Annotated in this window: 16 protein-coding genes and 2 pseudogenes; 10 read left to right on the top strand and 8 right to left on the bottom strand. The window is 41.6% G+C overall.

Features of this window, described 5'->3' with window-relative positions; all coding sequences use genetic code 11:
* Window positions 1-65: 65 nt before the first annotated feature.
* Window positions 66-650, top strand: a complete 585-nt coding sequence (locus tag IPJ09_00650) for an aminoacyl-tRNA hydrolase (protein ID MBK7369968.1) — start codon at window positions 66-68, stop codon at window positions 648-650.
* Here the strand turns inward: IPJ09_00650 and IPJ09_00645 are convergent, their stop codons facing one another.
* Window positions 651-3,365, bottom strand: coding sequence for a bifunctional acetate--CoA ligase family protein/GNAT family N-acetyltransferase (locus IPJ09_00645; GenBank protein MBK7369967.1), 2,715 nt, complete (start codon window positions 3,363-3,365; stop codon window positions 651-653).
* A 334-nt stretch (window positions 3,366-3,699) separates the two neighbouring features.
* On the opposite strand from IPJ09_00645, the gene IPJ09_00640 reads away from it, so the two are divergent.
* From IPJ09_00640 to IPJ09_00625, 4 genes and pseudogenes are all read left to right on the top strand, one after another.
* A complete protein-coding gene (locus IPJ09_00640; protein ID MBK7369966.1) occupies window positions 3,700-5,220 on the top strand; it encodes a peptide MFS transporter in 1,521 nt (506 codons plus the stop codon).
* 70 nt (window positions 5,221-5,290) lie between these two features.
* The gene (locus IPJ09_00635) at window positions 5,291-5,935 is read left to right on the top strand and encodes a hypothetical protein (GenBank protein ID MBK7369965.1); all 645 of its coding nucleotides are present in this window, start codon (window positions 5,291-5,293) and stop codon (window positions 5,933-5,935) included.
* Window positions 5,936-5,961: 26 nt separating this feature from the next.
* Window positions 5,962-8,011: pseudogene (locus IPJ09_00630) on the top strand (OPT/YSL family transporter).
* Between the two features lie 29 nt (window positions 8,012-8,040).
* A complete protein-coding gene (locus IPJ09_00625; GenBank protein ID MBK7369964.1) occupies window positions 8,041-8,907 on the top strand; it encodes a hypothetical protein in 867 nt (288 codons plus the stop codon).
* On the opposite strand, the gene IPJ09_00620 is transcribed toward IPJ09_00625, so the two are convergent.
* From IPJ09_00620 to IPJ09_00600, 5 genes are read right to left on the bottom strand one after another with little or no spacing between them, the layout of a single operon-like run.
* Window positions 8,879-9,481, bottom strand: coding sequence for a methyltransferase (locus tag IPJ09_00620; protein ID MBK7369963.1), 603 nt, complete (start codon window positions 9,479-9,481; stop codon window positions 8,879-8,881). The genes IPJ09_00625 and IPJ09_00620 overlap by 29 nt on opposite strands.
* Entirely contained in the window at window positions 9,474-11,624 is a 2,151-nt protein-coding gene (locus IPJ09_00615; GenBank protein MBK7369962.1) for an OmpA family protein, read from the bottom strand. The genes IPJ09_00620 and IPJ09_00615 overlap by 8 nt, the downstream gene beginning before the upstream one ends.
* Before the next feature lie 8 nt (window positions 11,625-11,632).
* The gene (locus IPJ09_00610; GenBank protein MBK7369961.1) at window positions 11,633-12,973 is read right to left on the bottom strand and encodes a 2-oxo acid dehydrogenase subunit E2; all 1,341 of its coding nucleotides are present in this window, start codon (window positions 12,971-12,973) and stop codon (window positions 11,633-11,635) included.
* Between the two features lie 15 nt (window positions 12,974-12,988).
* Window positions 12,989-14,230: a CinA family nicotinamide mononucleotide deamidase-related protein gene (locus IPJ09_00605; protein ID MBK7369960.1), complete on the bottom strand. Its 1,242-nt coding sequence runs from the start codon at window positions 14,228-14,230 to the stop codon at window positions 12,989-12,991.
* The gene (locus tag IPJ09_00600; GenBank protein ID MBK7369959.1) at window positions 14,231-15,001 is read right to left on the bottom strand and encodes a biotin--[acetyl-CoA-carboxylase] ligase; all 771 of its coding nucleotides are present in this window, start codon (window positions 14,999-15,001) and stop codon (window positions 14,231-14,233) included.
* A 53-nt stretch (window positions 15,002-15,054) separates the two neighbouring features.
* Between IPJ09_00600 and rsfS the strand changes: the two genes are divergently transcribed.
* From rsfS to IPJ09_00575, 5 genes are all read left to right on the top strand, one after another.
* The gene (rsfS, locus tag IPJ09_00595; GenBank protein ID MBK7369958.1) at window positions 15,055-15,447 is read left to right on the top strand and encodes a ribosome silencing factor; all 393 of its coding nucleotides are present in this window, start codon (window positions 15,055-15,057) and stop codon (window positions 15,445-15,447) included.
* 78 nt (window positions 15,448-15,525) lie between these two features.
* Window positions 15,526-17,478, top strand: coding sequence for an ATP-dependent zinc metalloprotease FtsH (ftsH, locus tag IPJ09_00590; protein MBK7369957.1), 1,953 nt, complete (start codon window positions 15,526-15,528; stop codon window positions 17,476-17,478).
* A gap of 297 nt (window positions 17,479-17,775) precedes the next feature.
* Window positions 17,776-19,395 (top strand): sodium/solute symporter, encoded by a 1,620-nt coding sequence (locus tag IPJ09_00585; protein MBK7369956.1) that lies wholly within the window; start codon window positions 17,776-17,778, stop codon window positions 19,393-19,395.
* Between the two features lie 145 nt (window positions 19,396-19,540).
* Window positions 19,541-20,143 carry a nicotinamide mononucleotide transporter gene (locus tag IPJ09_00580; protein MBK7369955.1) on the top strand — a complete coding sequence of 201 codons (603 nt, stop codon included), beginning with the start codon at window positions 19,541-19,543 and terminating at the stop codon, window positions 20,141-20,143.
* Window positions 20,140-20,979: an alpha/beta hydrolase gene (locus IPJ09_00575; GenBank protein MBK7369954.1), complete on the top strand. Its 840-nt coding sequence runs from the start codon at window positions 20,140-20,142 to the stop codon at window positions 20,977-20,979. The genes IPJ09_00580 and IPJ09_00575 overlap by 4 nt, the downstream gene beginning before the upstream one ends.
* Before the next feature lie 90 nt (window positions 20,980-21,069).
* Here IPJ09_00575 and ftsZ read toward each other — a convergent pair whose 3' ends face one another.
* Together ftsZ and ftsA are read right to left on the bottom strand one after the other, a co-directional pair.
* Window positions 21,070-22,488: a cell division protein FtsZ gene (ftsZ, locus tag IPJ09_00570; protein MBK7369953.1), complete on the bottom strand. Its 1,419-nt coding sequence runs from the start codon at window positions 22,486-22,488 to the stop codon at window positions 21,070-21,072.
* Between the two features lie 59 nt (window positions 22,489-22,547).
* A pseudogene (gene ftsA / locus IPJ09_00565) lies at window positions 22,548-23,911 on the bottom strand (cell division protein FtsA).
* Window positions 23,912-23,918: the final 7 nt, after the last annotated feature.

Below are 23,918 nucleotides of genomic sequence, written 5' to 3'. Positions count from 1 at the left end.
CTCAAAGATAGATGACTATTTACATTGGCAGATGTTTGGCTAAATTTGCCTGACGAATATAATATATGTCTGACAAGAAGTATTTGATCGTAGGACTTGGCAACCCAGGTGCCGGATATGCCGATACAAGGCATAATGTTGGTTTCCAATTATTGGATTACCTGGTAGAGAAAGTGGGAGGTGAATGGCACACAGACCGATTTGGATGGCGATGTGATATAAAAGTGAAAGGCAAATCCCTTACGCTGCTCAAACCGGATACTTATATGAACCTAAGTGGCAAAGCAGTAGCATTCTGGATGCAAAAAATCAAAATCCAGCCTGAGCAAGTCATGGCTGTATTGGATGATATCAATATTCCTTTTGGAACCATCAGGATGCGTAAAGATGGGAGTTCCGGAGGCCATAATGGATTAAAAAGCATTGAGGAAAGTATTATGTCCAAAAACTATCCAAGATTGAGGATCGGGGTAGGCAGCGATTTTGCCAAGGGCAGACAGGCAGATTTTGTACTTAGCCCCTGGACCAAAGAAGAAAAAAAATTATTAGCCCCTTTGTTATTAAAAGGAGCTGAAGGGATTATTCAATTTTCTTTGGCGGGCATAGAGATAGCCATGAATGAAGTAAACAAGAAAGTGAAGGAAGGCTAGTTATAGCGGTTGAAAAGGCAATTCTGCCACAAAAGGCATAGCCTGATCTAAATCGAGTTTTACCCGATACGCACCGTCATCCTCATTTTTAAGTTCAAATCCTCGTTCTCTAAACATTCTGACCATATGGGTATTGATGCCCAATACGGAGGCGTAGATCTTCATGATCCCTTTGTCTCTGGCGATCTCCAGCATATAATCCATCATCTGACTGCCAAGACCCTTGTTTTGCCAGGGATCTGCTATCAGGATGGCGAATTCCGCAGATTCGCTCCAGGCATCAGCGATAATCCTCACGACTCCAATCATTTGCTTTTTCTTGCCATCATTGATCTCTGCTACCAGCGCCATTTCGCGATCATAATCTATATGGGTCATTCTGATCATAAAATCATGCGTTACCTTTGGCACGTACCCAAAAAAGCGATAATACAGTGATTGATCAGAGATTGTATTGATCATCTCCAGTTCCATAGGTTCATCTTCAGGTCGAATAGGTCGTAGCAATACCTGATGATCATCATGGAGCATGATATGTTTGGCATATTTTTCCGGATAAGGGGAGATCACAAGATGTTGATATGGATGACCTTTTTTTCGCGGCTGATAATCATCGAGTAAGATTCGCGCATCCACTACCACACCACCTTTTTCATCCAGGAGATACGGATTGATATCTATTTCCCTCACTTCCGGATAGTCTGTAAGTATATAAGAGAACTTTACCAATTGAAAGGCAAGATCATCCAGATCTACTCCGGGTATGCCTCTAAATCCTTTCAACTGCTGGTAGATCCTTGTATTTTGAATAATGCGCTTGGCTAAAGCGATATTTAAAGGAGGAAGTCCAAAATTAGTATCCTTGATTACTTCCACGGCTACTCCACCTTGTCCAAAAACAATAAGTGGACCAAATATCGGATCTCGGATAGCACCAATGAGCAATTCGAATCTCTTCTTAACCATTTTTTCAACAAGTACTCCAACTACGTGAGCATCCGGTTTATGTTTTTTTAGAGAGGAGATGATCTCATCATAGGCTCTAATGGCCTCATTTTCAGAGTTGATATTAAGCTGGACTCCACCTACTTCCGTCTTATGCAGTGCATCCGGAGAAATAATTTTCATAACCAGAGGGAATCCCAACTCGAGGGCTGCTTTGGCGGCATCATGAGCAGATTTTACTACCCTGCTATTGACGACAGGCAGATCATAACAACGCATAAGATCCTTCGCTTCGTGCTCCAATAAATAATGCCTTTTTTCAGTCAAAGCTGTCCTCAGAATATGCCATGCTTCATCTCTTTTAGGCACAAATCGGTGAGGGGCCTCAGGCGGGGTCTCATATAAAAATTCCAGATTGAGTGAGTATTGATGCATTTGAGTAAATACATCTACAGCGCTTTCAGGATATCGATAGTTAGGGATTTTGCCGGATTCCATTATTTCCCTTGCTTCCCACACATCGTGCTCACCCATCCAGGCGGCCAGGATTGGTTTATGGTACTTCTTGCTCGCCTCTACAAGTGCTTTGGCTGTTCCTATTGGGTCGGTGACTGTTTGAGTAGTTAGAATCGTCAGCACACCATCTACATTCTGATCTGCCAGACATGTTTCAAGTGCAATACGATAATCTTCAGCCGAGGCATCTCCCAGTACATCTACCGGATTGCCATGACTCCAGGTCGCCGGAAGTGCAGCATTAAGTTTGGTAAGACTGGCTTCAGACAATTTGGCGAGCTCTCCTCCCCTGGTGATGAGATAATCAGTAGCCAAGACTCCGGGACCACCTGCATTGGTGACTATGGCCAACCTGTTGCCCCTTGGCCTGGGCTGCATCGAAAGGGCCTGAGCACAATTAAACAGCTGAGATATCGTCTCCACCCGTACACATCCTGAGCGTTTAAAGGCAGCATCAAAGGCTGCATCATTGCCTGCCAAAGTACCAGTATGAGACATCGCTGCCTTGCTACCTGCCAGGCTTCTACCTGCTTTTAAGATGATAATGGGTTTGGATCGGGCAAATGCTCTGGCAGCACTCATAAATTTGCGTGCTTCTGTCAGCGACTCCATATATATAAGTATGCACGAAGTCTCCTGGTCCATACCGAAATAATCAATCAGCTCGGCAAATCCAATATCGACCATCGATCCGATAGACACAAAATGGCTAAAACCCACATTCTGTTCACAGGCCCAATCCAGAATCGACGAACAAAGAGCACCGCTCTGAGATATAAAAGCAATATTCCCGGGCAAAGCCATCCTGCTGGCAAAAGTCGCGTTCATGCCGAGCTTTGGATTAATAGTCCCCAGGCAGTTAGGTCCGATCAACCTCATTTTGTATTTGCGGCAGGTGATAAGAATAGCTTCGACCATTTTTTCGCCTTCTTCCCCTGCTTCTTTAAACCCTGCCGAAATGATGATGAGTCCGCCGACCCCGGCCTGACCGCATTCTTCGACTACAGAAGGCACTAATTTTGAAGGTACAACGATGACTGCCAAATCTACTTTTTCAGGCAAGTCAGCCAAGGCAGGATATGCTTTGTGGCCCAATAGTTCACCAGCTTTGGGGTTGATGGGATATACATTGCCTTGGAATTGATTGTCTACCAGGTTCTTAAAAATAGAGTGTCCTACACTTTTTTCTTTGGTAGACGCTCCCACCACAGCAATGGATTTGGGTTTAAATATTTTATCGAGTTGATGTATCATGTTGAAATAAGCGCATGAGTTGAATTCATAAATTGATTTTATAGGATTGGACAATGGTTTAGTCTTCCTATATGGCTAAAAACCCCGCAAACTTATCAAAAAGGCAGCTTAACTACTTGACGAAAATCAGGAGGAGCCCATTTCTTCGTCATTTATCAGTCATCCAAATTTACCCTTGGATTAGCGAGGATGAATTATTATTATCATTTAGCTCAAATAACCATTTTTCGAGATCTTTTTGATCATTTTTTCAACAAAAGAGGCTTGTAAAAATATTTTCGATTCAACCATAATTGCCTATTTTTAAAACTTTTATTACCAACCTTAACCAATCATGATCATAGGATTTATAGCTTTTTTGGCTTTGCTGGCGGCGATTGTCATACCTCAGTTTAAGCAACACCCAACAGGACTTGCCATTTTATTTGGCACTGAAATGTGGGAGCGGTTCAGTTATTACGGAGGCAGGGCATTATTAATCTTGTATATGACCGCTGCGGTATCGGGACAAAATCCCGGCCTCGAAATGAGTGTAGGCGAAGCTGGAGCATTGTATGCATTGTATGTATCAGGTGTATATATTACTAATCTGCCGGGAGGCTGGATATCAGACAAGTTTTTAGGTGCCCGCAATGCAGTGTTTTTTGGAGGGGTACTTATAGCAGCTGGCAACCTATTGATCGGCCTCACTACCGCTAAGTCCGGATTTTACACCGGCCTGTTGTTTAATTGTATAGGGACAGGATTACTTAAGCCTAATGTTTCTACCATGGTAGGCTCATTATACGGCAAAGACGATCCCCGAAGAGATAGTGCATTCTCGATATTTTACATGGGTATCAATTTGGGCGCATTCACTGCTCCACTGCTGGCTGGTTACGTAGGTCAAAAGATCGATTGGAACATGGGTTTTGTGATCGTAGGGATAGGTATGATATTGGGTTTGTTTCTGTTCAAATGGGGTGGAAAATACCTGGGGGATGCCGGATTAAAATCTGTCGAATTGCAAGGGGATCGGGCTTCAAATTCCAGGACTTTAAGCAAGGCATTGTTAGGTGTTATCATTGGAGTCGCAGTTCTGGCATTGCTGCATTTTACTCATATTTATCCAATCACGGTCACAGGGCTTTCTGATCTGATGGGGATAGCTTTGATTGTAGTACCCTTTGTTTACTTTTTCTTTTTATTTACGACTGGTGGGTTTAATGGTGATGAAAAAAAGAGAATTGTAGCCATCATCATATTTTATCTGGCGGCAGCATTATTTTGGGGCGCTTTCGAACAAGCCGGCAGTACCTTGACTTTGTTTGCAGATCGCAATACTGTTAATTCAATTTTTGGTACGGAGTTTCCGTCTACCTGGTGGCAGTCTGTTAACTCTATGTGGATACTTTTGCTTTCACCAGTATTTGCTATCCTTTGGTTAAAGCTGAATAAAGCTGGCAAAGAACCTTCTACCCCTTTAAAATTCACTTTCGGATTATTATTTGCAGGACTTGGATTTTTAATTTTGGTTCCTGCAGCTCAAAAAATCGCTGGCGGCCAGGAGCGGGTCGGCGTGATGTGGCTATTGATTACTTATTTTCTGCATACAGTCGGAGAACTTTGCTTATCGCCGGTTGGGTTGAGTGCCATGACCAAACTTGCCCCGGTGAGAATAGTAGGGCAAATGATGGGCATTTGGTTTTTAGGAGCCTCTCTGGGCAACTGGATTGGTGGTAGGGTCGGTGGCTTATTTGAAGCTTATCCATTACAACAAATATTTCTATATGTATTTCTCAGCAGTGCCGCCGCCGCCTTGATTATGTTTGTATTGATACCCTGGACCAAAAGATTGATGGGAGAAATAAAATGAAAAGCAACCATGGCTTAAACTTACAGGACTATATATTTTAAACCACAAAGTCCCGGGTTGAAAATTTGATATGGAGAAATATGATGATAAGCTCGCCGGAAACCTCTTAGATAATAAATGGTCGCTGGAAAGTTTTGCTGATGTAAACCATTGGGATCAGCAAGCGCGGTATATCATAGAAGAAATTGAAGTTTTTTTGGCTGACTCCCAGTCCCGGCTAGACGAATTATTCCGTAAAAAAGCGGAGATCGAATCCGGCATTCAATCAAAACCATTTTTTGCACGCCCATTTATGATTGGTGCAGGACTCATAAAGACCATTAGGCTTATCGATGAACTGCAAATTGAAATGGTCAGGGTCACTGAACTTTCTGAGCAATTAAAAGGATGGAAAGAAGCTACCCCTGACGATCAAAAAGAGGCAAATGAAATCATCACTGAACTCAAACTGGGTAAAAAACAAATAGATATTAATAAAAAAGAGCTGCAGATCCAAATCAAACAAGTGGAAGCGGCTACCAGGCAGAAGATCCAGAAAATAGAAAAACGGATCTTGTTTACCAGCCCAAAGCTCAAGATATTACAGATCAACAAAGCCGAAAACAGAAAGGATAAAAGCACCACTCCGCTCGAAGATGCCTTATTACTACTTGAAAGCCAGGAGCTGGAAGTGGACAAGATGATCCTGTGGTATGAAAAAATAAAATATAGTTGATACCAGTTTTAAATTAAACCAGACTTATGGAAAAAAAGACTTTTAAACCTTATGTGCCCTCTTCGACTATTATGCCGGAATTTACCTGGAAGTCCATTCTGCTTGGGGCTTTTTTTTGGGATAGTTTTCGGAGCTGCAACGGTGTACCTGGGATTAAAAGCGGGCTTGACGGTGTCAGCTTCCATACCTATAGCAGTTTTGGCTATCTCCATAGGTAGAAGATTATTCAATACCACTATACTTGAAAACAATATTATCCAGACCACTGGATCTGCAGGTGAGTCGATCGCAGGTGGAGTTGCATTCACATTGCCGGCGTTTTTATTTTTGTCGGCGAGTGCAGATGGGTCGGTTTCCTCTGCTTCTTATTTTAACTATCTCACGATCCTTACCTTAGCTATGGTGGGCGGCATCCTGGGGACCTTGCTGATGATCCCACTTCGAAGACCCTTGATCATCGTAGAGCATGATAATCTGCCTTATCCAGAAGGAACTGCTTGTGCATCCGTTTTGATAGCTGGAGAAAAAGGAGGAGATTTTGCTAAAACGGCTTACCTGGGTCTTGCCTTTGCTACGGTCTATGCTGTTTTTCAGAAGATCTTTCATTTTATCGCAGAGACACCCACCTTTGTCACTTCGGTCAAAAATAAGTTTTTACCATCAGCCACCCTCAATGCAGATATCACTCCAGAATATTTGGGGGTAGGATACATTATTGGCCCTAGGATTGCCGGTGTATTGGTCGCTGGTGGCGTTTTAGCCTGGTTGGCTTTAAACCCTCTGCTTGCAACCCTGGTTCCTGCTGAGACTATAGCCAATCAATTGATCAAGCTTGGATACTTAGCAGACCTTTCGACTGCTGGCGGGCCAGGTGGTTGGGATCCGGAGACAGGAAGTTTTGCCAATACCTCAATTGCCCTTTATCGAGCTTTCATCAGGCAGATTGGTGCAGGTGCAGTGACTGCCGGCGGCTTAATGACTTTGGTCAAAACTATACCGACGATCATCGCCTCGTTTAAAAATAGCTTTAAATCATTAAGAGCCAATAGTGCAGATCAGCCTGCAGAGCTACGCACAGACAAAGATGTCAGTATGAAAGTAGTGCTGGTAGGTAGCCTTGCATTGGTTTTGATCCTATCTGTATTGCCAGGCATTCCTGGTGACACCTGGTTGACTAAAATTTTTATCGGTGTTTTAATACTGGTGTTCGGGATACTGTTTGTTACAGTCTCCAGCAGAATCACGGGCCTGATTGGGACCAGTTCAAACCCTATTAGTGGTATGACCATAGCTACACTGATGGGTACAGCCCTCATATTTATTGTAATGGGTTGGACCGGTCAGACATACGAACCGATGGCCATGGTCGTAGGGTCCATCATCTGTATAGCTGCTGCCAATGCCGGCAATACCTCTCAAGATCTGAAAACAGGGTACCTGCTAGGGGCGACTCCCAGGTATCAACAGATCTCCCTTTTTATAGGCACAGTAGTCTCTTCCGTCGTGATCGGATTGACCATACGATATTTAGATCAGGATCTCCATGGTTTGGACCCTTCTGTCCTTCATGCTATTGGTTCTGATAAATACCCTGCTCCTCAGGGCACTTTACTGGCGACCCTGGTCAAAGGTTTATTGTCGTTCAACCTGGATTGGCAATTCGTATTGGTTGGAGCATTTATCTCTGTAGTGGTAGAACTTTGTGGTGCCAATGCTTTATCTTTTGCAGTAGGCTTGTATCTCCCACTCAGCACTACCCTACCTATATTTATTGGAGGCATGATCAAGGGCCTGGTCGACATGAGGTCAAAGAGAGATACCATCATCACTGATGAAGATGATGAACTCAGTAAGGGAAAATTATTTGCTACCGGCCTGGTAGCGGGTGGTGCACTTGCCGGTGTCATCATAGCCATACTTTCCGTAAAAAATCAGGAGTTTATGGATACCAAACTCAGCATCGGACCCAGGTTAAATGAATGGCTGGGTGACGGAGGATATAATATATTAGGCACCCTCTGTTTTATTGTTATGGCAGTCACACTATACCGCATAGCCAGGCAAGGAAAACAATAGTATTCTCAAAATTTTAGGAATAAAAAAGTATGACTGCTGAGTCTGATCGATTTCCGGCCAAAATATTACTTACGGGTGAGTTTACGGTGATAGATGGGGGTATAGCTTTGGCTTTTCCGAGCCAAAGTCTGTATGGTTTCTGGGATTATAAACCGGGACAGATTGATCATAGACTCATTCCATTTGCCCGAGTACTGAGTAAGCTGGAATATTTGGACTCACAAAGATTTTTGCATGATGTAGACCATGGTTTGAGCTTCAATTCATCTATTCCTGAAGGTTATGGTATGGGTAGCTCGGGTGCACTGAGTGCGGGTGTATTGAAAAAATATCACACCCAAAAAATAGATGATTTAGACATGATTCAAAAGAGGCTAGCCGATATTGAACATTATTTTCATGGCACCAGTTCAGGTTTTGACCCATTGATTTCTTATTCTGGCCAGGCTATTTTGGTCGATCAGGGGATGATAAAAATCTTATCCGAAGATCAATGGAAAGGCAACCCTTTTTTAAATAAATTTTATTTGTTGGATTCTATGATTCCCCGGGAATCGATTTCTCCCATTGATTGGTATTTTGCACAGAAGCAAATACCATCATTTCTGGAGATCATTCCCATCTTAAATTCGTTGAATAAAAAATTAATCGATTGCCTAATCCGTAACGATCAAGTGACCGGGACCGTAACAATGAAACAAATTTCACAACTACAATTGGATTTTTTCAAACCCTTGATAGTAGACTCAGTACTTGAATTTTGGCACAAAGGCCTGGCTGAAAATACATATTATACCAAGCTGTGCGGAAAAGGTGGCGGCGGCTTTTACCTGGTCTATATGACCCAGGACGAAAAGGCTCATTCTTCTATGCCACCGTTGTTGAAGATAAGTTGACCAACGATTTTCGCATAATCAAAAGGAAGGCCGGCGGTATATTGAAAGGAACAAATTTTATTTCGACAGCCCCAAAGATTCTTTCATACAATTTCTTGGCTAATAAAGAATAATGTACTTGAATAAATTTTCCCTCTAGCACCATTACATCATAGCAGGTTTGAATGATCTGCATAGCAGCCTGCTGAGGTAAGATTACAAATGGGATAGCTGACACGACATGATCTAGCTCCATATATCCGAGATCCTTGAGTACAGATTGGATTTGGCTGGCATCCTGGCTGATAACGATTAACCGGTCATCCTTGATCCCCTTGAGCGTTTCAAGAAATACTTCATTGATTTCGAAAGCTATCAATTTAGAATGAGGACCCATCTTATCCAACAAAAATTTTGTAATGACTCCATCCCCGGCTCCGAGCTCCAGAATAATCTGCCCATCAGTCCATTTGATTTGCCTGACGATTTCTTTACAGAGGTATGAAGAACTTCTGGTGAAGGTACCCACCGTCTTCAAATTTTTAAGTCCTTGAGTAAGAAATGATCCCTTTTTGTGTCTGTCAGCCTTATTCACTTCTATAGATATAATTGACCAGGTCTGGATATCTTGCAGACCATTGAGCAAGTAGGTTGGTTGCCATCCTATTATTATCATGATAAGCCAGGACTGTAGCATCTTCATAGCCTTGGGTCATTCTGATCTTTTTTTCCTTGTACGCAGCTGAATAAAGAGCATAACCTGTTGTCAACAACTCATACTTACCTGTCGAATTGTTTTTTTCAATAAAAAATAATTGATGCTCATCATTGATATAGTTTTCCAGATTGGCAGGATTGCTCGATGATATGAGCAGTATTTTATAATTTAATTCGTGTTCACTCATCCTGAAAATCGCATAGGCTTCGCTGGACATGATCGAATTGACCTTAGGAGTATCCCTGCCAAACTCAAAGAGATTATTAGTCACGGGGTCTGTTACAAAAAAACTAAATTCTATGCGTTTGTTTAGACTTTTACCTGATTGATTGATTTTACCATTGATGGTCTCTAAAGCTATAGGAAAATTGGATCCATATCCTTTGATGACTATTCTTGAAGGTTTGATCCCACGGCTTACAAAATAGGTCTTAACCGCTTCAGCTCTTTTAACAGAATAAACCAAATCTTGTCCTGGCGATTTAGTTTCCTGATCTGAGAATACTTCAATGGTCAGATTTAACCTGGGATCTGAAGCAAACACTTCTATGACCTGATCAAACTGTCGCGTAATAGCAGGCAATGAAAGTTGGTCGGTTGATTCATAATATACAGTCTGATTGGCCAGATTTATTTTTTGCAATACCTCTGAGCCAGATGGATCTTTATGTAAAGGTCGGTTCAACACAAAAGATCTTACATCCGCGAAAAACATTGGATTAGATCGTTCAACCTGAGGAGACCATGCCTGCCTGAAATAAGCAAAATAAATATCATAGCCACCTTTACCAGATTTCCTATTAGAAGAAAACATAGCACTGAGTCTACTCTTGTCTAAACGAAAATATTTCTCATCATCGCCAGAGTTGACAGGTATACCAAGATTTGATGGTGTAGCCCATGCCATCGATTTATCATCATACTTGCTCGTGAATAAATCAAATCCGCCCATACTCTCTGTATTATTACTACTAAAGATCAAGGTACGCCCATCAAATACCAGGAATGGATTGATTTCATCATAAGGTGTATTGATCGAAGGCCCAAGATTTTTGGGAGTGGACCACTGACCGTTTTGCTTTCGTGAGTAATAGATGTCAAATCCTCCAAAACCCTCTGTTCTCACACTTGAAAACAAAACAATAGAATCTGTAAAGAAAAATATATCATCCGCCGGATGCAAAAAGCCCAAATCCAATGCACCCAATTTATTGACGCTGTTATTCTGAACAAAAGTATCCGTAAGAAATACGAGATCACTCCATTTTTCGCCTGTTTTAAAATAAACTACCTGGCCACGCTCATCAAAGTCTAACAAAAGGTCATGGCCTTTGGTATTTAAGTCTACATTAAGAGGACCGATGTCAGACCATTCTGCATTGATCAGGCTGCATCCGTACATATCATATGGCAATTCATATTCAGGGTTGGTATTACCCTCAATACCGGCTGATTCTCTGTTACTGTTAAAATAAAATCTGGTGTCAATATTGATGCTTTGTACAGGATTGATTTCATCCCAAATGGTATTAACCTCTGCTCCGGCTGATTCTACCAGGGTTTGATCAACTTGTTGAGCCAATTTTACAGCGGAACCGCATCGCTTGATTTCATCGATTACTTTTGATTTTAGCGCAGGTGTTACCATATTTACATTAAGCAATTTTTTGAATTGCAGAGCAGCCTCGTCGAATCTGCCTGAAGACATATATATTTTTCCGAGTAAATATAAAGCAGACACATTCTGTGCATATTTGGTTTTGATCAGTTCCTTTACAATTGATTCAGCAGTATCAATATGATTCGTCTCATATTCACAAATGCTCCGTCGCAAAATGAGTTCGGGACTCAGTGTGCCGGATTTATGCAACTGCTGATAGATCAATACCGCTTTAAAATACTGACCATTCTTAAAATATCCATCAGCTTGTTTCAACAGAAAATCATTGGTCTGCCCGAAGACATTTGAAAATACCAAGAAACCAAGTAGATGTAATACGGTCCTTATAGATCTGCTCATTAATGAATTTAAATAATGGTGTTAGGATCAAAAGTCTCCAGCAAATCGCTGATTTTCTTTAAAAAAGAGCCTCCCATAAATCCATCGATCACCCGATGATCATACGATAAGGAGAGAAACATGCAATGACGGATGGCGATGACATCACCCTGCATGGTCTCGAGCACCATCGGTTTTTTACGAATAGTACCGACCGCCAGTATAGCTACCTGAGGTTGGTTTATAATCGGAGTGCCCATCAAACTGCCAAACGAACCCACATTGGTCACTGTAAAAGTCCCCCCACTGACTTCGTCTGGCTTCAGTTGATTTTCTCTGGCACGACGAGCAAAATCATTCACTGCCAATGCCAGGCCCTGAAGATTAATGCGCTCAGCATTTTTAATCACAGGCACTATCAGATTACCGGAAGGCAAAGCAGTCGCCATGCCAATATTGATATCCTTTTTCTTAATAATTTGATAGCCGTTGACAGAAGAATTTATTAATGGGTACTCTTTAATAGCCTTCACCACTGCGTCAATAAATACAGGGGTAAATGTCAGGTTTTGGTTATATTTTTCCTGAAAGGAAGCCTTGTTTCTGTTTCGCCAATTCACAATTTCAGTAACATCTACTTCTACAAAGGAGGTCACATGTGGTGCCACCTGTTTGCTCATTACCATATGATCTGCGATCAATCTCCTCATTCTATCCATTTCCATGATTTCATGATCGCCCTGAAAAGTAACAGGGGATTCCACAGAAGATGGTTGAAGCACAGGCTTTTCAATGATTTTTTCGTCAGTTGGCAAAGGATCAGTGGATGCTCTTTTGGCATTTAAATATTGAATCACATCTGATTTAGTGACCCTGCCTTCTAAGCCTGATCCTTCAATACGATCCAATTCGTGCTTAGATATATTTTCCTCTTTGGCAATGGTGCGCACTAAAGGCGAATAAAACTTATCTCTATCTGAGTTCGACTCCATCGGTGGATATTCGGACAGGGAAGTCAAGTTTGGAACCGGGATATAAGGAATTTCGTCCTGGACAGGATCCGACTCAGCCCCTACATTTGAAAAATCATCGTTTTCTATCGTTTCATGGCTAGGATAAGATTGATCTTCCGCTCCATTGATTGTAGCTATAACCATACCGATCGGCACTACATCATTCTCACTAAATAATATTTTGGTAATGGTGCCGGCTACTGGCGATGGGATTTCGGAATCTACTTTATCAGTCGCTATTTCCAATAAAGGTTGATCAAGTTCTACCTTATCTCCCACTCCTATGAGCCATTTAAGGACAGTAGCCTCCGTGATACTTTCACCCATTTTGGGCATGATCAAATCATATTCCATCATCGTCAAAGGTACTAATTATTCATCCAAAAGAAATCGGTGCATCAGGATCAAAGCCATTATGCTGGCTGCTCTGATATTGTTGAGACGATCTCTCCGGAGCTTAATTTTTTGAGCCATCACCTTCCCCTTATTATTGGCAAGGCCTATCCATACCAAACCAACTGGTTTCTCAGGTGTGCCTCCACCTGGTCCTGCAATTCCGGACACTGACACTGCTACATCCACTTTAAGTTGCTTGATAGCCCCGATGGCCATTGCTTTTACAGTTTCTTCACTCACAGCCCCATGCTGATTTAAAATGTCTTGGGATACCTGGAGATACTCGGATTTAATGCTATTGCTATAGGCTACCATCCCACCTTTAAAATAATCAGACGAGCCTGGAATGCTTGTGATCATGTGTGCGAGGTACCCACCGGTACAACTCTCTGCAGTACCTGCCATCCAATTTTTCTGCTTTAAAAGGTTGCCGACAGCTACTTCGAGCGTAACCTCATTTTCTCCAGCCAGACATGGTGCCAAAATGGAACGAACCTGACCGATTATTTCTTCCCACAATAGTATATCTTCATTTGAGTCACTATCTACATCCACCCTCACCCTTACTTTATAAATATCCGGCAAAAAAGCAAAATTAATATTGCTAGGCACATTCGCTGTGATTACTTTCAAAAGGTCTTCAAGTACAGTTTCACCCTCACCTATAGTATTGAAGGTATGGCTCCTCCTACGAGGACCTGTTCTTACAGATTTAAGAAGTTCGATGACAAAGGGATCAAAAATGGCCTTCATCTCCATGGGCACTCCTGGCATAGAAATGAGGTGCCTGCCCTCAAAATTAAAGTACATGCCAGGTGCAGTGCCCGCATTATTTGGCAAGATAGTCACACCCTCTGGCAACATACACTGGATTTTGTGTTGTGGTCCTGGCACTCGACCAATTGAGGCAAACATTTTTGACAATCTGTCAAATGTATCTTCATGAAATGATCGTGACACTTTCATAAACTCTGCCAAAGCCTCAGTCGTGAGATCATCAGCTGTAGGGCCTAATCCACCAGTGGTAATAATGATTTCTCCTTTGTCAGTAGCATTCGCCAGAGCACTGATTATTTCAGAGATATCGTCAGCGACAGACCATTTTTCTCTTACCGCCAGTCCGATCTCCAATAATTGTTGCGCTATCCAGGCGGCATTGGTGTCCACTACCTGGCCACTCAATACTTCATTTCCTATCGTTAAAATAATTGCTTTCATTTAGTACAATATTTTTAATTCATCCATATCAAAAGTGTGCAATCCCTGAGATTCTAGTTCCATGATGATCCGTCCATTGGTCTCCGTTCCAATTAGCTTTGCTAAGACTGGAAAGGCTCGTCCCATGATCATTACATTTAAAGTCTGTTGGTAGCCATGCATCGACTCCTGGTAGGCACGATGAATCTCAGCGTGTCTATCCATCCTCAGAAGTGAATACCAATATTCCAGTTGCGAAAATAGGGTCTTCATCACCTCTGGCATGGCTACATCATGACCCTGGACCATTTTTAAGGAAGTTGCATTGGGCAAGTCATCAAAGCATAATTGATTTACATTCAATCCGATACCTAATATACTAGATTCCAGTGTTTTACCCCGCCATTGATTCGTGATGAGTATGCCAGCCACTTTTCTTTTGTCTATCAAAACATCATTAGGCCATTTTATGCCTACTGATCCACTGGTGAAAGACTGTACAGTATGATGGACTGCCAGGGCTGTCATCATGCTGATATACCCTGGATCCTTCCCATTCATATGATGATCATGACATAATAAGACACTGCCAAGAAAATTTTCACCCGGTTGACTACTCCAGTGACGGTCCGACCTACCCTTTCCTTCCATTTGATACCGTGCCAGTACGATGGTGCCTTGGGTATAATGTCCTGATTTAAGCAGTTCTAAAGCAAAAGTTTGAGTGGAGTCCGTATGCGCTAGCAGGATTTTGTATTTGCCTATTGTCGCCTGATGTTGCCCAATTTTCATATTTTTGTGTAGCAAATAAACTATATATTTTATAAAGCAAATAATTCAAGCGTTTGGCAAAAGAAAAAAAGACACCCTTAAAAGCATTTAAAAAAGCTGAAAAGGACCCCCTGAATGACCTCATAATCGAGACGATACAAGACAAGAAAGGATCGAATATCACATTGATTGACCTTAGAGATGTGGATGGTCCGACTGACTATTTCATCATTTGTGAGGCGGAAAACATTACACTGACCAAAGCCATCGCTGATTATATCTACCAGGCTGTCAAAGATAAGATGGGCTATGCTCCTAATCATATCGAAGGAGTGTCACAAGCAAAATGGATCTTAGTAGACTATTTTACCACCATTGTCCACATATTTTACAAAGAGACCCGTAAGTATTATGAGTTGGAATCTCTTTGGAGTGATGCAAGGACGGTAGAGTTTCACCAAGTTTAGCTAATAATTAACCTAGTTGGTGAAACGAAGACTTCGTTAAAATGTTTATGAAATAACTGTACTTTTGAAAACAGAATCATGGAAGACAAAGACAAAGACAAAAAAAATTTTAAAAAATTTAATTTCAATATTTATTGGATATACGGCTTGATCATAGCTTTTATCCTGATCATGCAGTTGATGTTGAATCAAACTACTCAATCCGAGATAGATTTTGGACAGTTCACACAGATGGTGAGGTCCGGCGATATCGCCAAAGTATTGGTAATCAATAAGGAAAAAGCGTATGTCTATCTAAAGAAAGAAAGCGTAGCTAAGTATCCCAATGCTACTCAGAACACCATTTCATCAGATCTGCCTCATTTTACTTTCAATGTAGGATCTGTAGAGTCACTTGAAACTCAGGTCCACGAAATGAATAAAGAATTACCTGAAACCAGTCGTGTCTACCTTACTTTTGAAAAGAAGACTGATATTATAGGACCGATACTGGGTTGGATCATCCCAATATTCTTGTTGGTAGCCATTTGGTTATTTATTATGAGGCGAGTAGGTGGTGGAGCGGGAGGCGGTCCTGCAGGTCAGATATTTAATATCGGCAAGTCAAAAGCGACCTTGTTTGATAAGGACAGTACACCCAATGTCACTTTTGCCGATGTAGCTGGATTAAACGAAGCTAAGGAAGAAGTGATGGAAGTAGTTGACTTTCTCAAAAACCCAAAAAAATATACTGCCCTTGGTGGTAAAATACCTAAAGGCGTTTTATTGGTAGGCCCTCCTGGCACAGGCAAAACGCTGCTCGCCAAAGCCGTAGCAGGAGAAGCAGGTGTGCCCTTCTTTTCTATTAGTGGCTCTGATTTTGTAGAAATGTTTGTAGGGGTTGGAGCAAGTAGAGTTAGAGATTTATTCAAACAAGCACGCGAAAAAGCACCTTGCATCATTTTTATTGATGAGATCGATGCCATAGGTAGAGCCAGGGGTAAAAATACCTGGCAGGGAGGTAATGACGAGAGAGAAAGCACCTTAAATCAACTCCTTGTTGAAATGGATGGATTCCCGACAGACAAGGCCGTCATCCTTATGGCAGCGACCAATAGACCGGATGTATTGGACAATGCACTGCTGCGACCTGGGCGCTTTGATCGGCAGATTGGTATCGATGCTCCGGATCTCAAAGGTAGGGAGGCTATTTTCCTCGTCCATCTAAAAACGATCAAACTCAGACATGATGTAGACCCTGTCATCCTCGCTGAGATGACGCCTGGATTTGCAGGCGCAGATATAGCCAATGTCTGCAATGAAGCCGCCTTGATCGCAGCCAGAAGAAATAAGGCTGCTGTAGACATGGATGACTTCAACTATGCTTTGGATAGGGTCATCGGTGGGCTTGAGAAGAAAAATAAGATAATTTCTCCGGAAGAGCGTGAGATCATAGCCTATCATGAGGCCGGACACGCGGTGTGTGGATGGCTATTGGAGAATGCATCTCCCCTGGTGAAAGTCACCATAGTACCTCGTGGTATCGGTACTCTTGGCTATGCTCAATATCTCCCAAAAGAGGAATACATCACCCGGACAGAAGCTTTGCTCGATCGCATGTGCATGACTTTTGGAGGGCGGGCTGCAGAGACCATTGCATTCAATAAAATATCTACCGGCGCTCAAAGTGATTTGGATCAAGCAACTAAAATGGCATATAGCATGATCACGGTATTTGGCATGAACGATAAAGTTGGTAATGTATCTTTCTATGGTATGAGCCAGGACAATTTTCAAAAGCCTTATTCAGAAGATACCGCCAGGATGATCGATACGGAAGTACGCAAATTGGTAGAATCTCAGTTTGATCGTGCCAAAGACTTATTGAAGGAACATAGAGATAAACTGGATATTCTGGCAAGAACCCTGCTAGAAAAAGAAGTCTTGGTAAAATCAGATGTTGAATTATTGATCGGTCCAAGACCATTTCCAGAAAAACCTACTCATCCTTCAGCTCCACAGGTAGCACCTCCAGTTGGAGTCATAGGTTGATAAAACCAGTGATTTATTAATCCAGGCTTTCTATAGATCTGGTTACTCATAATGTTTATTTGGATTAAACAAACTTTTAGACTCGATAATCTTGTTTTTTATTAAGTAAATATACATTTTTAGAGCCTATATCTGCCGCCCTACCTCCCTTTCTTTAGAATTTTGGCCTAGGGTGATTGCAATGCTAGATTTTATTTATAGGTTTACTGAAAGAATCTGCGTTTATTTTTAATCTTCCAGATTCTTTCAAACTCAGAATAGAATCAAAACCTTACTAAATTTTTAAATAGCATGCAGATTTCAGGCTTACGAATCGTAGATTATCTGGTCTTTCTTTTTTATTTTTTGGTGGTGGCCTTTTATGGCTATTATATTTACAAAAAGAAGAAAGCCAAAGAAACGAATACCCAGGATTTCTTTTTAGCTGAGGGATCACTCACCTGGTGGGCGATCGGTGCCTCTTTGATAGCTTCCAATATTTCCGCAGAACAGATGATTGGGATGTCGGGCAATGGATTTTCCATGGGCTTGGGTATCTCTACCTATGAATGGATGGCTGCCGCTACACTCATCATTGTGGCTATATTTTTCATGCCCATCTATCTGAAGAATAAAATATCCACAATGCCTCAGTTTTTGAGTCAGCGATATAATAAGACGGTAAGTCTGATCATGGCTATATTTTGGTTATTACTCTATATTATGGTCAATCTTACCTCCATATTATACCTCGGGGCCTTGGCCGTATCGGGAATATCTGGCATAGGATTTTATCAATGCATGGTATTTCTGGCGATTTTTGCTATTATCATTACCATAGGCGGTATGAAAGTTATTGGGTATACCGATGTCATCCAGGTATTCTTTTTGGTGATCGGTGGCTTGGCAACTACTTATCTTGCTGTCACGCTAGTATCTTCTACTTACGACATGAAAGGCCTTTTGACCGGCTTTAAATTAATGACTCAAAATCACGCCGACCATTTCCACATGATCTATACTAAGGACAGTCCTCACTATATGTCACTGCCCGGCCTTACAGTCTTATTTGGAGCGATGTGGATTGTAAACCTCAATTATTGGGGATGCAATCAATATATCACACAAAGAGCGTTAGGGGCAAACCTGGACACAGCAAGAAAAGGTTTATTATTTGCTGCGTTTTTAAAGCTGTTGATGCCGGTGATAGTCACCTTACCCGGGATCGCTGCCTATGCCTTGTACCAGAAAGGTTTGTTTCAGGCTGAAATGATGGGTGCAGACGGGGTATTTAATCAAGATCGGGCATATCCAGTGCTACTCAATCTACTCCCTATTGGCTTGAAAGGACTTGCGTTCGCAGCACTGACAGCCGCAGTCGTAGCATCTCTGGCTGGAAAAGCCAATAGCATTTCAACCATATTTACCTTAGATATTTTCAAGCCATATTTTTCGAAAAATATGAGTGAAAAAAAGTTAGTGTATACGGGAAGGATCGTGATTGTCATCGCTATGATACTGGCTATAGTGATTTCACCATTTATGGGCATTGACAAAAAAGGTGGATTCCAGTTTATTCAAGAAATGACCGGTCTGCTATCTCCGGGTATTTTTGCTGCCTTTGTTATGGGGTTCTTTTGGAAACGAACCAATTCTGCAGGAGCTTTATTTGCTATTGTAGGCGGGTTTCTAATTGCCTTTTTAATGCATAACAATTGGTTTCCTGGAGCTGACTGGAGTACAGTACCGTTTCTCGATAGAATGGGTTGGGTGTTTTTGATTTGTATCTCGGTCATGCTTGTTTTTGGTTTTATATTACCTGACGAGAAAAAAGGGCTGCAGATCGATGTGACTATGTTTAAAACTTCCCGAGAGTTTGCTATTGGTGCTGGGGTAGTTTTAGCGATTCTCATAGGATTATATGCTTACTTTTGGTAGCACATCCAAGGCCAGCAGCGTCAAGCCTATATATGTGCCTTGAGGAAGGTAAAAGATTGCATTTTTCAGCTTAGCATCGACCTGTAAGTTTGCCATATAACCTAGTCGTATTTAACCTGAAGTATAAAACGCTAACTTCGTCATCTTGGATTCGAATGTAATTACTTTTATGGAATGGATTGCCGCTGCTGCAGGGTTGGTCAGTGTATATCTACTTACCAAACAGTCTGTACTTGCCTGGCCTGCAGGTTTGTTATCCGTCTTTATCTATGTATTCATTTTTTACCAAAACAAACTGTATTCTGATTTTATGCTGCATATCATCTATGTGATGCTCAATACATTTGGATGGTGGAGGTGGTCGACTGGCAAAAGCGGTATCAACCCTCCATTAAAAGTGAGCCTTTTATCCTCCAGAATTCGATGGTTTATTATGCTTGGGATATCTATTGCCACGTATATTTGGGGAGACATCATGCATAAAAATACCAGTGCAGTCTATGTATTTCCTGATGCATTCATTTTAGTCGCCAGCCTGGTAGCTCAATATTTATTAGCTTTAAAGAAGATCGAAAATTGGATCCTATGGATTCTGGTAGACATTATTGCTATCATTATATATTATTTAAAAGGCCTTTATGTGACCAGCGGATTATACTTGTTATATCTTATTTTATGTATTTCAGGATGGCTACAATGGAGTAAAGAAAGGAGACCCTCCTCACCCTCTAATACGCAGATAGTATGAATCCCATAGAATCAATCTCTTTTTTTAAGAATAATATCCGCTCGTATGTGGTTAGAATTCCAAGCGAGGGAGTTCCAAAAGGACTGATCATTTTGGTACACGGATTGGGCGAACATGTGCGGAGATATGATGAAGAACTAAAATATTTTTCTCTAAAAGGTTATACTACTATCGCAGCAGACCTAACTGGACATGGTAGAACTGAAGGACGCAGAGGAGTGTGGGCTAGTATGGAAGATCATTATAAAACGATTGATGGCTTGATGGACATCGCTATATCAGACTACAAAGGCATGCCGATAGTCCTCTATGGCCATTCGATGGGGGCCAATATATCCGCAGGCTATGTGATCCAACGAAAACTCAACATTTCTGGATTGATATTGACTGGCGCAGCTTTAAAAACCACTCAAGATCTTCCGATGGTATTAGTGAAGTTGGTTTTGCAAGCCCCTTCCTGGATCAGAAATATAACCATCTCCAATGGCCTTAATCTTAAGTATCTATGCAGTGATGTCCGTGTAATAAAAACCTATAAAGAAGATCCACTGGTACATAATAAGATCTCCATAGGTGCCGGCGCGACTATATTGAATAATGCTGTGACGGTCTTGCGATCAGACCTGCAGCCTCATTGCCCTGTACTGATTATGCATGGAGAGGATGATAAAATCACCTTACCCATTGGTTCTATTCAGCTTTTTGACAAATGGAACAAAATAGCCAAATTGAAACTTTGGGAAGGAATGATGCATGAAATTCAAAATGAAACTGAAAAAATCAAAGTCTGGGATTACATCCTAACGTGGATGGATACTTATATTAAGTTCACATAACTGGAGTAAATTAAAAAAGCGACCTTCTAAAAGAAAGTCGCTTTACAATCAATCAAATTTTCCGAAAAGACTGTCTATACTAATCTTTACTTAATCCACATTGTCATAGAGAAATGAATTATTTTCTCTGATTTGAGGTTCGTCATCATTGGATATAGTCCATCGAGACATGTTTTGATCCTTGGCAGATGGTACATCCTCCAGAGCAATATTGCGCCTCAAGTAGGCAGGCTGATTCTCCAGATCAGCGGTATTTTTTAACTGGTGCATTTGGAATCGCATTTTTCGACCGGTCTCTGCTTTGGATTCATACTGTTCAAATTTCATTTTTTTATCCTCACTACCGGCTGGGTGTTCTGATTTGATTTCTGCCTTTATCATTGGTTCTTCACTTTGACTCCTTACAGTAAATTCTTTGCTATCAAATTCAATGGTTTTGGCTGTCATCGGCACATCCTCGATATCGAAAACCTCTCTCAACATAGGATTAGGTTTTTCCTCTTCCAGCGAAACTTTGATTTTATCCTTTACTTCGACAGGTTTTAATCCAAAAGCTTGGTCAAATCCAGTAGCAATGATAGTCACACAAAGTTCCTTACCCAGTCTTGGATCATGACAATTACCCCAGATGATATCCGTGCCATATCCGGCTTCTTCCTGTACATATTCGGTGACTTCATATATTTCATCCATGGTCACTTCCTGCTCGCCATAAGATATATTGAGCAGTATATGTTGAGCACCGCGTATTTCATTTTCCTCCAAAAGTGGTGAACTCAGGGCATCTACGACCGCCCGGTGAGCTCTATTTTCGCCTTCAGCAGTGGCAGTACCCATGATAGCTACCCCACTATTGCGCATAACTGTGTTCACATCTTCAAAATCTACATTGACATAACCAGGCATAGTGATGATTTCAGCGATACCTTTAGCTGCTGTCGATAGAATATTGTCAGCATGATTAAAAGCTTCACTTACTGGCAGATTGCCATATATCTGACGCAATTTTTCGTTTGAAATGATGATCAATGCGTCCACATTGCTTTTCATTTCTTCGATTCCTTCGATCGCCTGATCTTTTCGACGCTTTCCTTCGAATGGAAACGGGACTGTCACGATGCCCACAGTAAGAATATCCATCTCACGAGCTACCTTGGCTACTATCGGAGCCGCTCCGGTTCCGGTGCCACCACCCATACCAGCTGTTATAAAAACCATCTTGGTGTTTTCAGAGATCAGAGCTTGTATTTCTTCCAAAGATTCGATACAGGCTTGTTTTCCTACCTGTGGTTTACTTCCTGCTCCACGGCCAGCGGTTAGTTGTGGTCCTAGTTGGACTTTCACCGGAACATCGCTGGTTTCCATAGCCTGGTTATCTGTATTGCAAATTATAAAATCTACTCCGACGATTCCTTGTCGATACATATGAGAGACAGCATTGCTTCCACCGCCACCGACACCAATCACCTTAATGATATTTCCAGATTCTTTTAATATTTCGAATTGCATAGCTTTTAGTTTTTAATATTTTTAAAATCTTAGTTCTTTCTTATAAATTATAATTACGGTCACCTTAAATCAGGATCAGGAGTTGGCTCAAAAAATCGTTTGATATATTTCACCAAATCATTTTTACCCTGTTCTCCGCCCGACTTGTTTGATGGCTGTGCATGGCTCAAACTCAACTCTGGTTGTTCTGGCACCTCCTTTATTTCGACAGCTTTTACTTTTTTGGAAGTGACCAGCAGCATTCTATCTTCTGCTTCCTTCAATTTCAATCCATACATCAACAGTCCAACTCCTGTCGCATAGATCGGGCTTGAAATCTGATCATTAAATCCATGACCAAAGTGCTCGTTGGGATAACCTATACGGGTCTGGAGGCCGGTATGATATTCACACAACAATTCAAAATTTTTCAATAAAGCTCCACCTCCTGTCAAGACAATCCCGCCGATTAATTTCTTTTCGTACCCAGATCTTCTGATTTCATACATGACCAGATCCAGGATCTCTTCTAGCCTGGCTTGTATGATTCGAGACAGGTTTTTTCTGAAATCTCCTTTGGCTCTCTCCCTTTTAAGCCTGGAATAGTGATGATCCTATTGTCTACGATTTCATCTGCCAGGGCTGAGCCAAATTTTATTTTCAACTTTTCAGCTTGCTCAGTCATGACGGTGCATCCTTCTTTGATATCTTTAGTAATGACATTGCCTCCAAAAGCGATTACAGCTGTATGTCGTATGATGCCTTCCTGGAATATCGTAATATCAGTAGTACCTCCACCGATATCCACTAAAACTACACCAGCTTCTTTTTCTTCTTTGCTCAATACAGACTCCGCGCTGGCTAGTGGCTCTAAAGTCATATCGGCTACTTTTAGGTTAGACCTTTCGACGCATCTCAGTATATTGTTTGTAGCTGCGATTTGACCAGTGATGATATGAAAGTTGGCTTCCAGCCTATGGCCTGACATACCTATAGGATCTATGATGCCTTGTTCGCTGTCCACAGTAAATTCCTGAGGAATGACATGGAGGATCTTGTCACCAGGTGTGAGTCCCAATTTATACATATCCTGCACCAATTTGTCTATATCGTCTTTGGTGATCTCCATTTCAGAGTGGTCTCTTGCGAGAATCCCCCTGTGTTGAAGACTTTTGATATGTTGCCCGGCAATACCCACATACACTTCATGGATTTCGCATTGAGCATCTTTTTCAGCAAGGTCCACTGCGTCAGAAATCGCTTTTACAGTCTTGTCGATATTGGCTATGACTCCTCTCAAGACACCTTCTGACTCTACTTTACTAGCTCCAATGACATCGATCTTGCCGTATTCGTCTTTTCTGCCGACAATGCAACATACTTTAGTAGTGCCTATATCAAGGGCTGCTACCACATTCATTTTTCTGAAGTCTTTTGCATTCATCTTAATC

The sequence above is a fragment of the Saprospiraceae bacterium genome, assembly GCA_016709995.1.
Lineage (GTDB): Bacteria > Bacteroidota > Bacteroidia > Chitinophagales > Saprospiraceae > JADJLQ01.
Note: the sequence above shows the minus strand (reverse complement) of the source record. Positions and strands in the feature narration are given on the sequence as shown.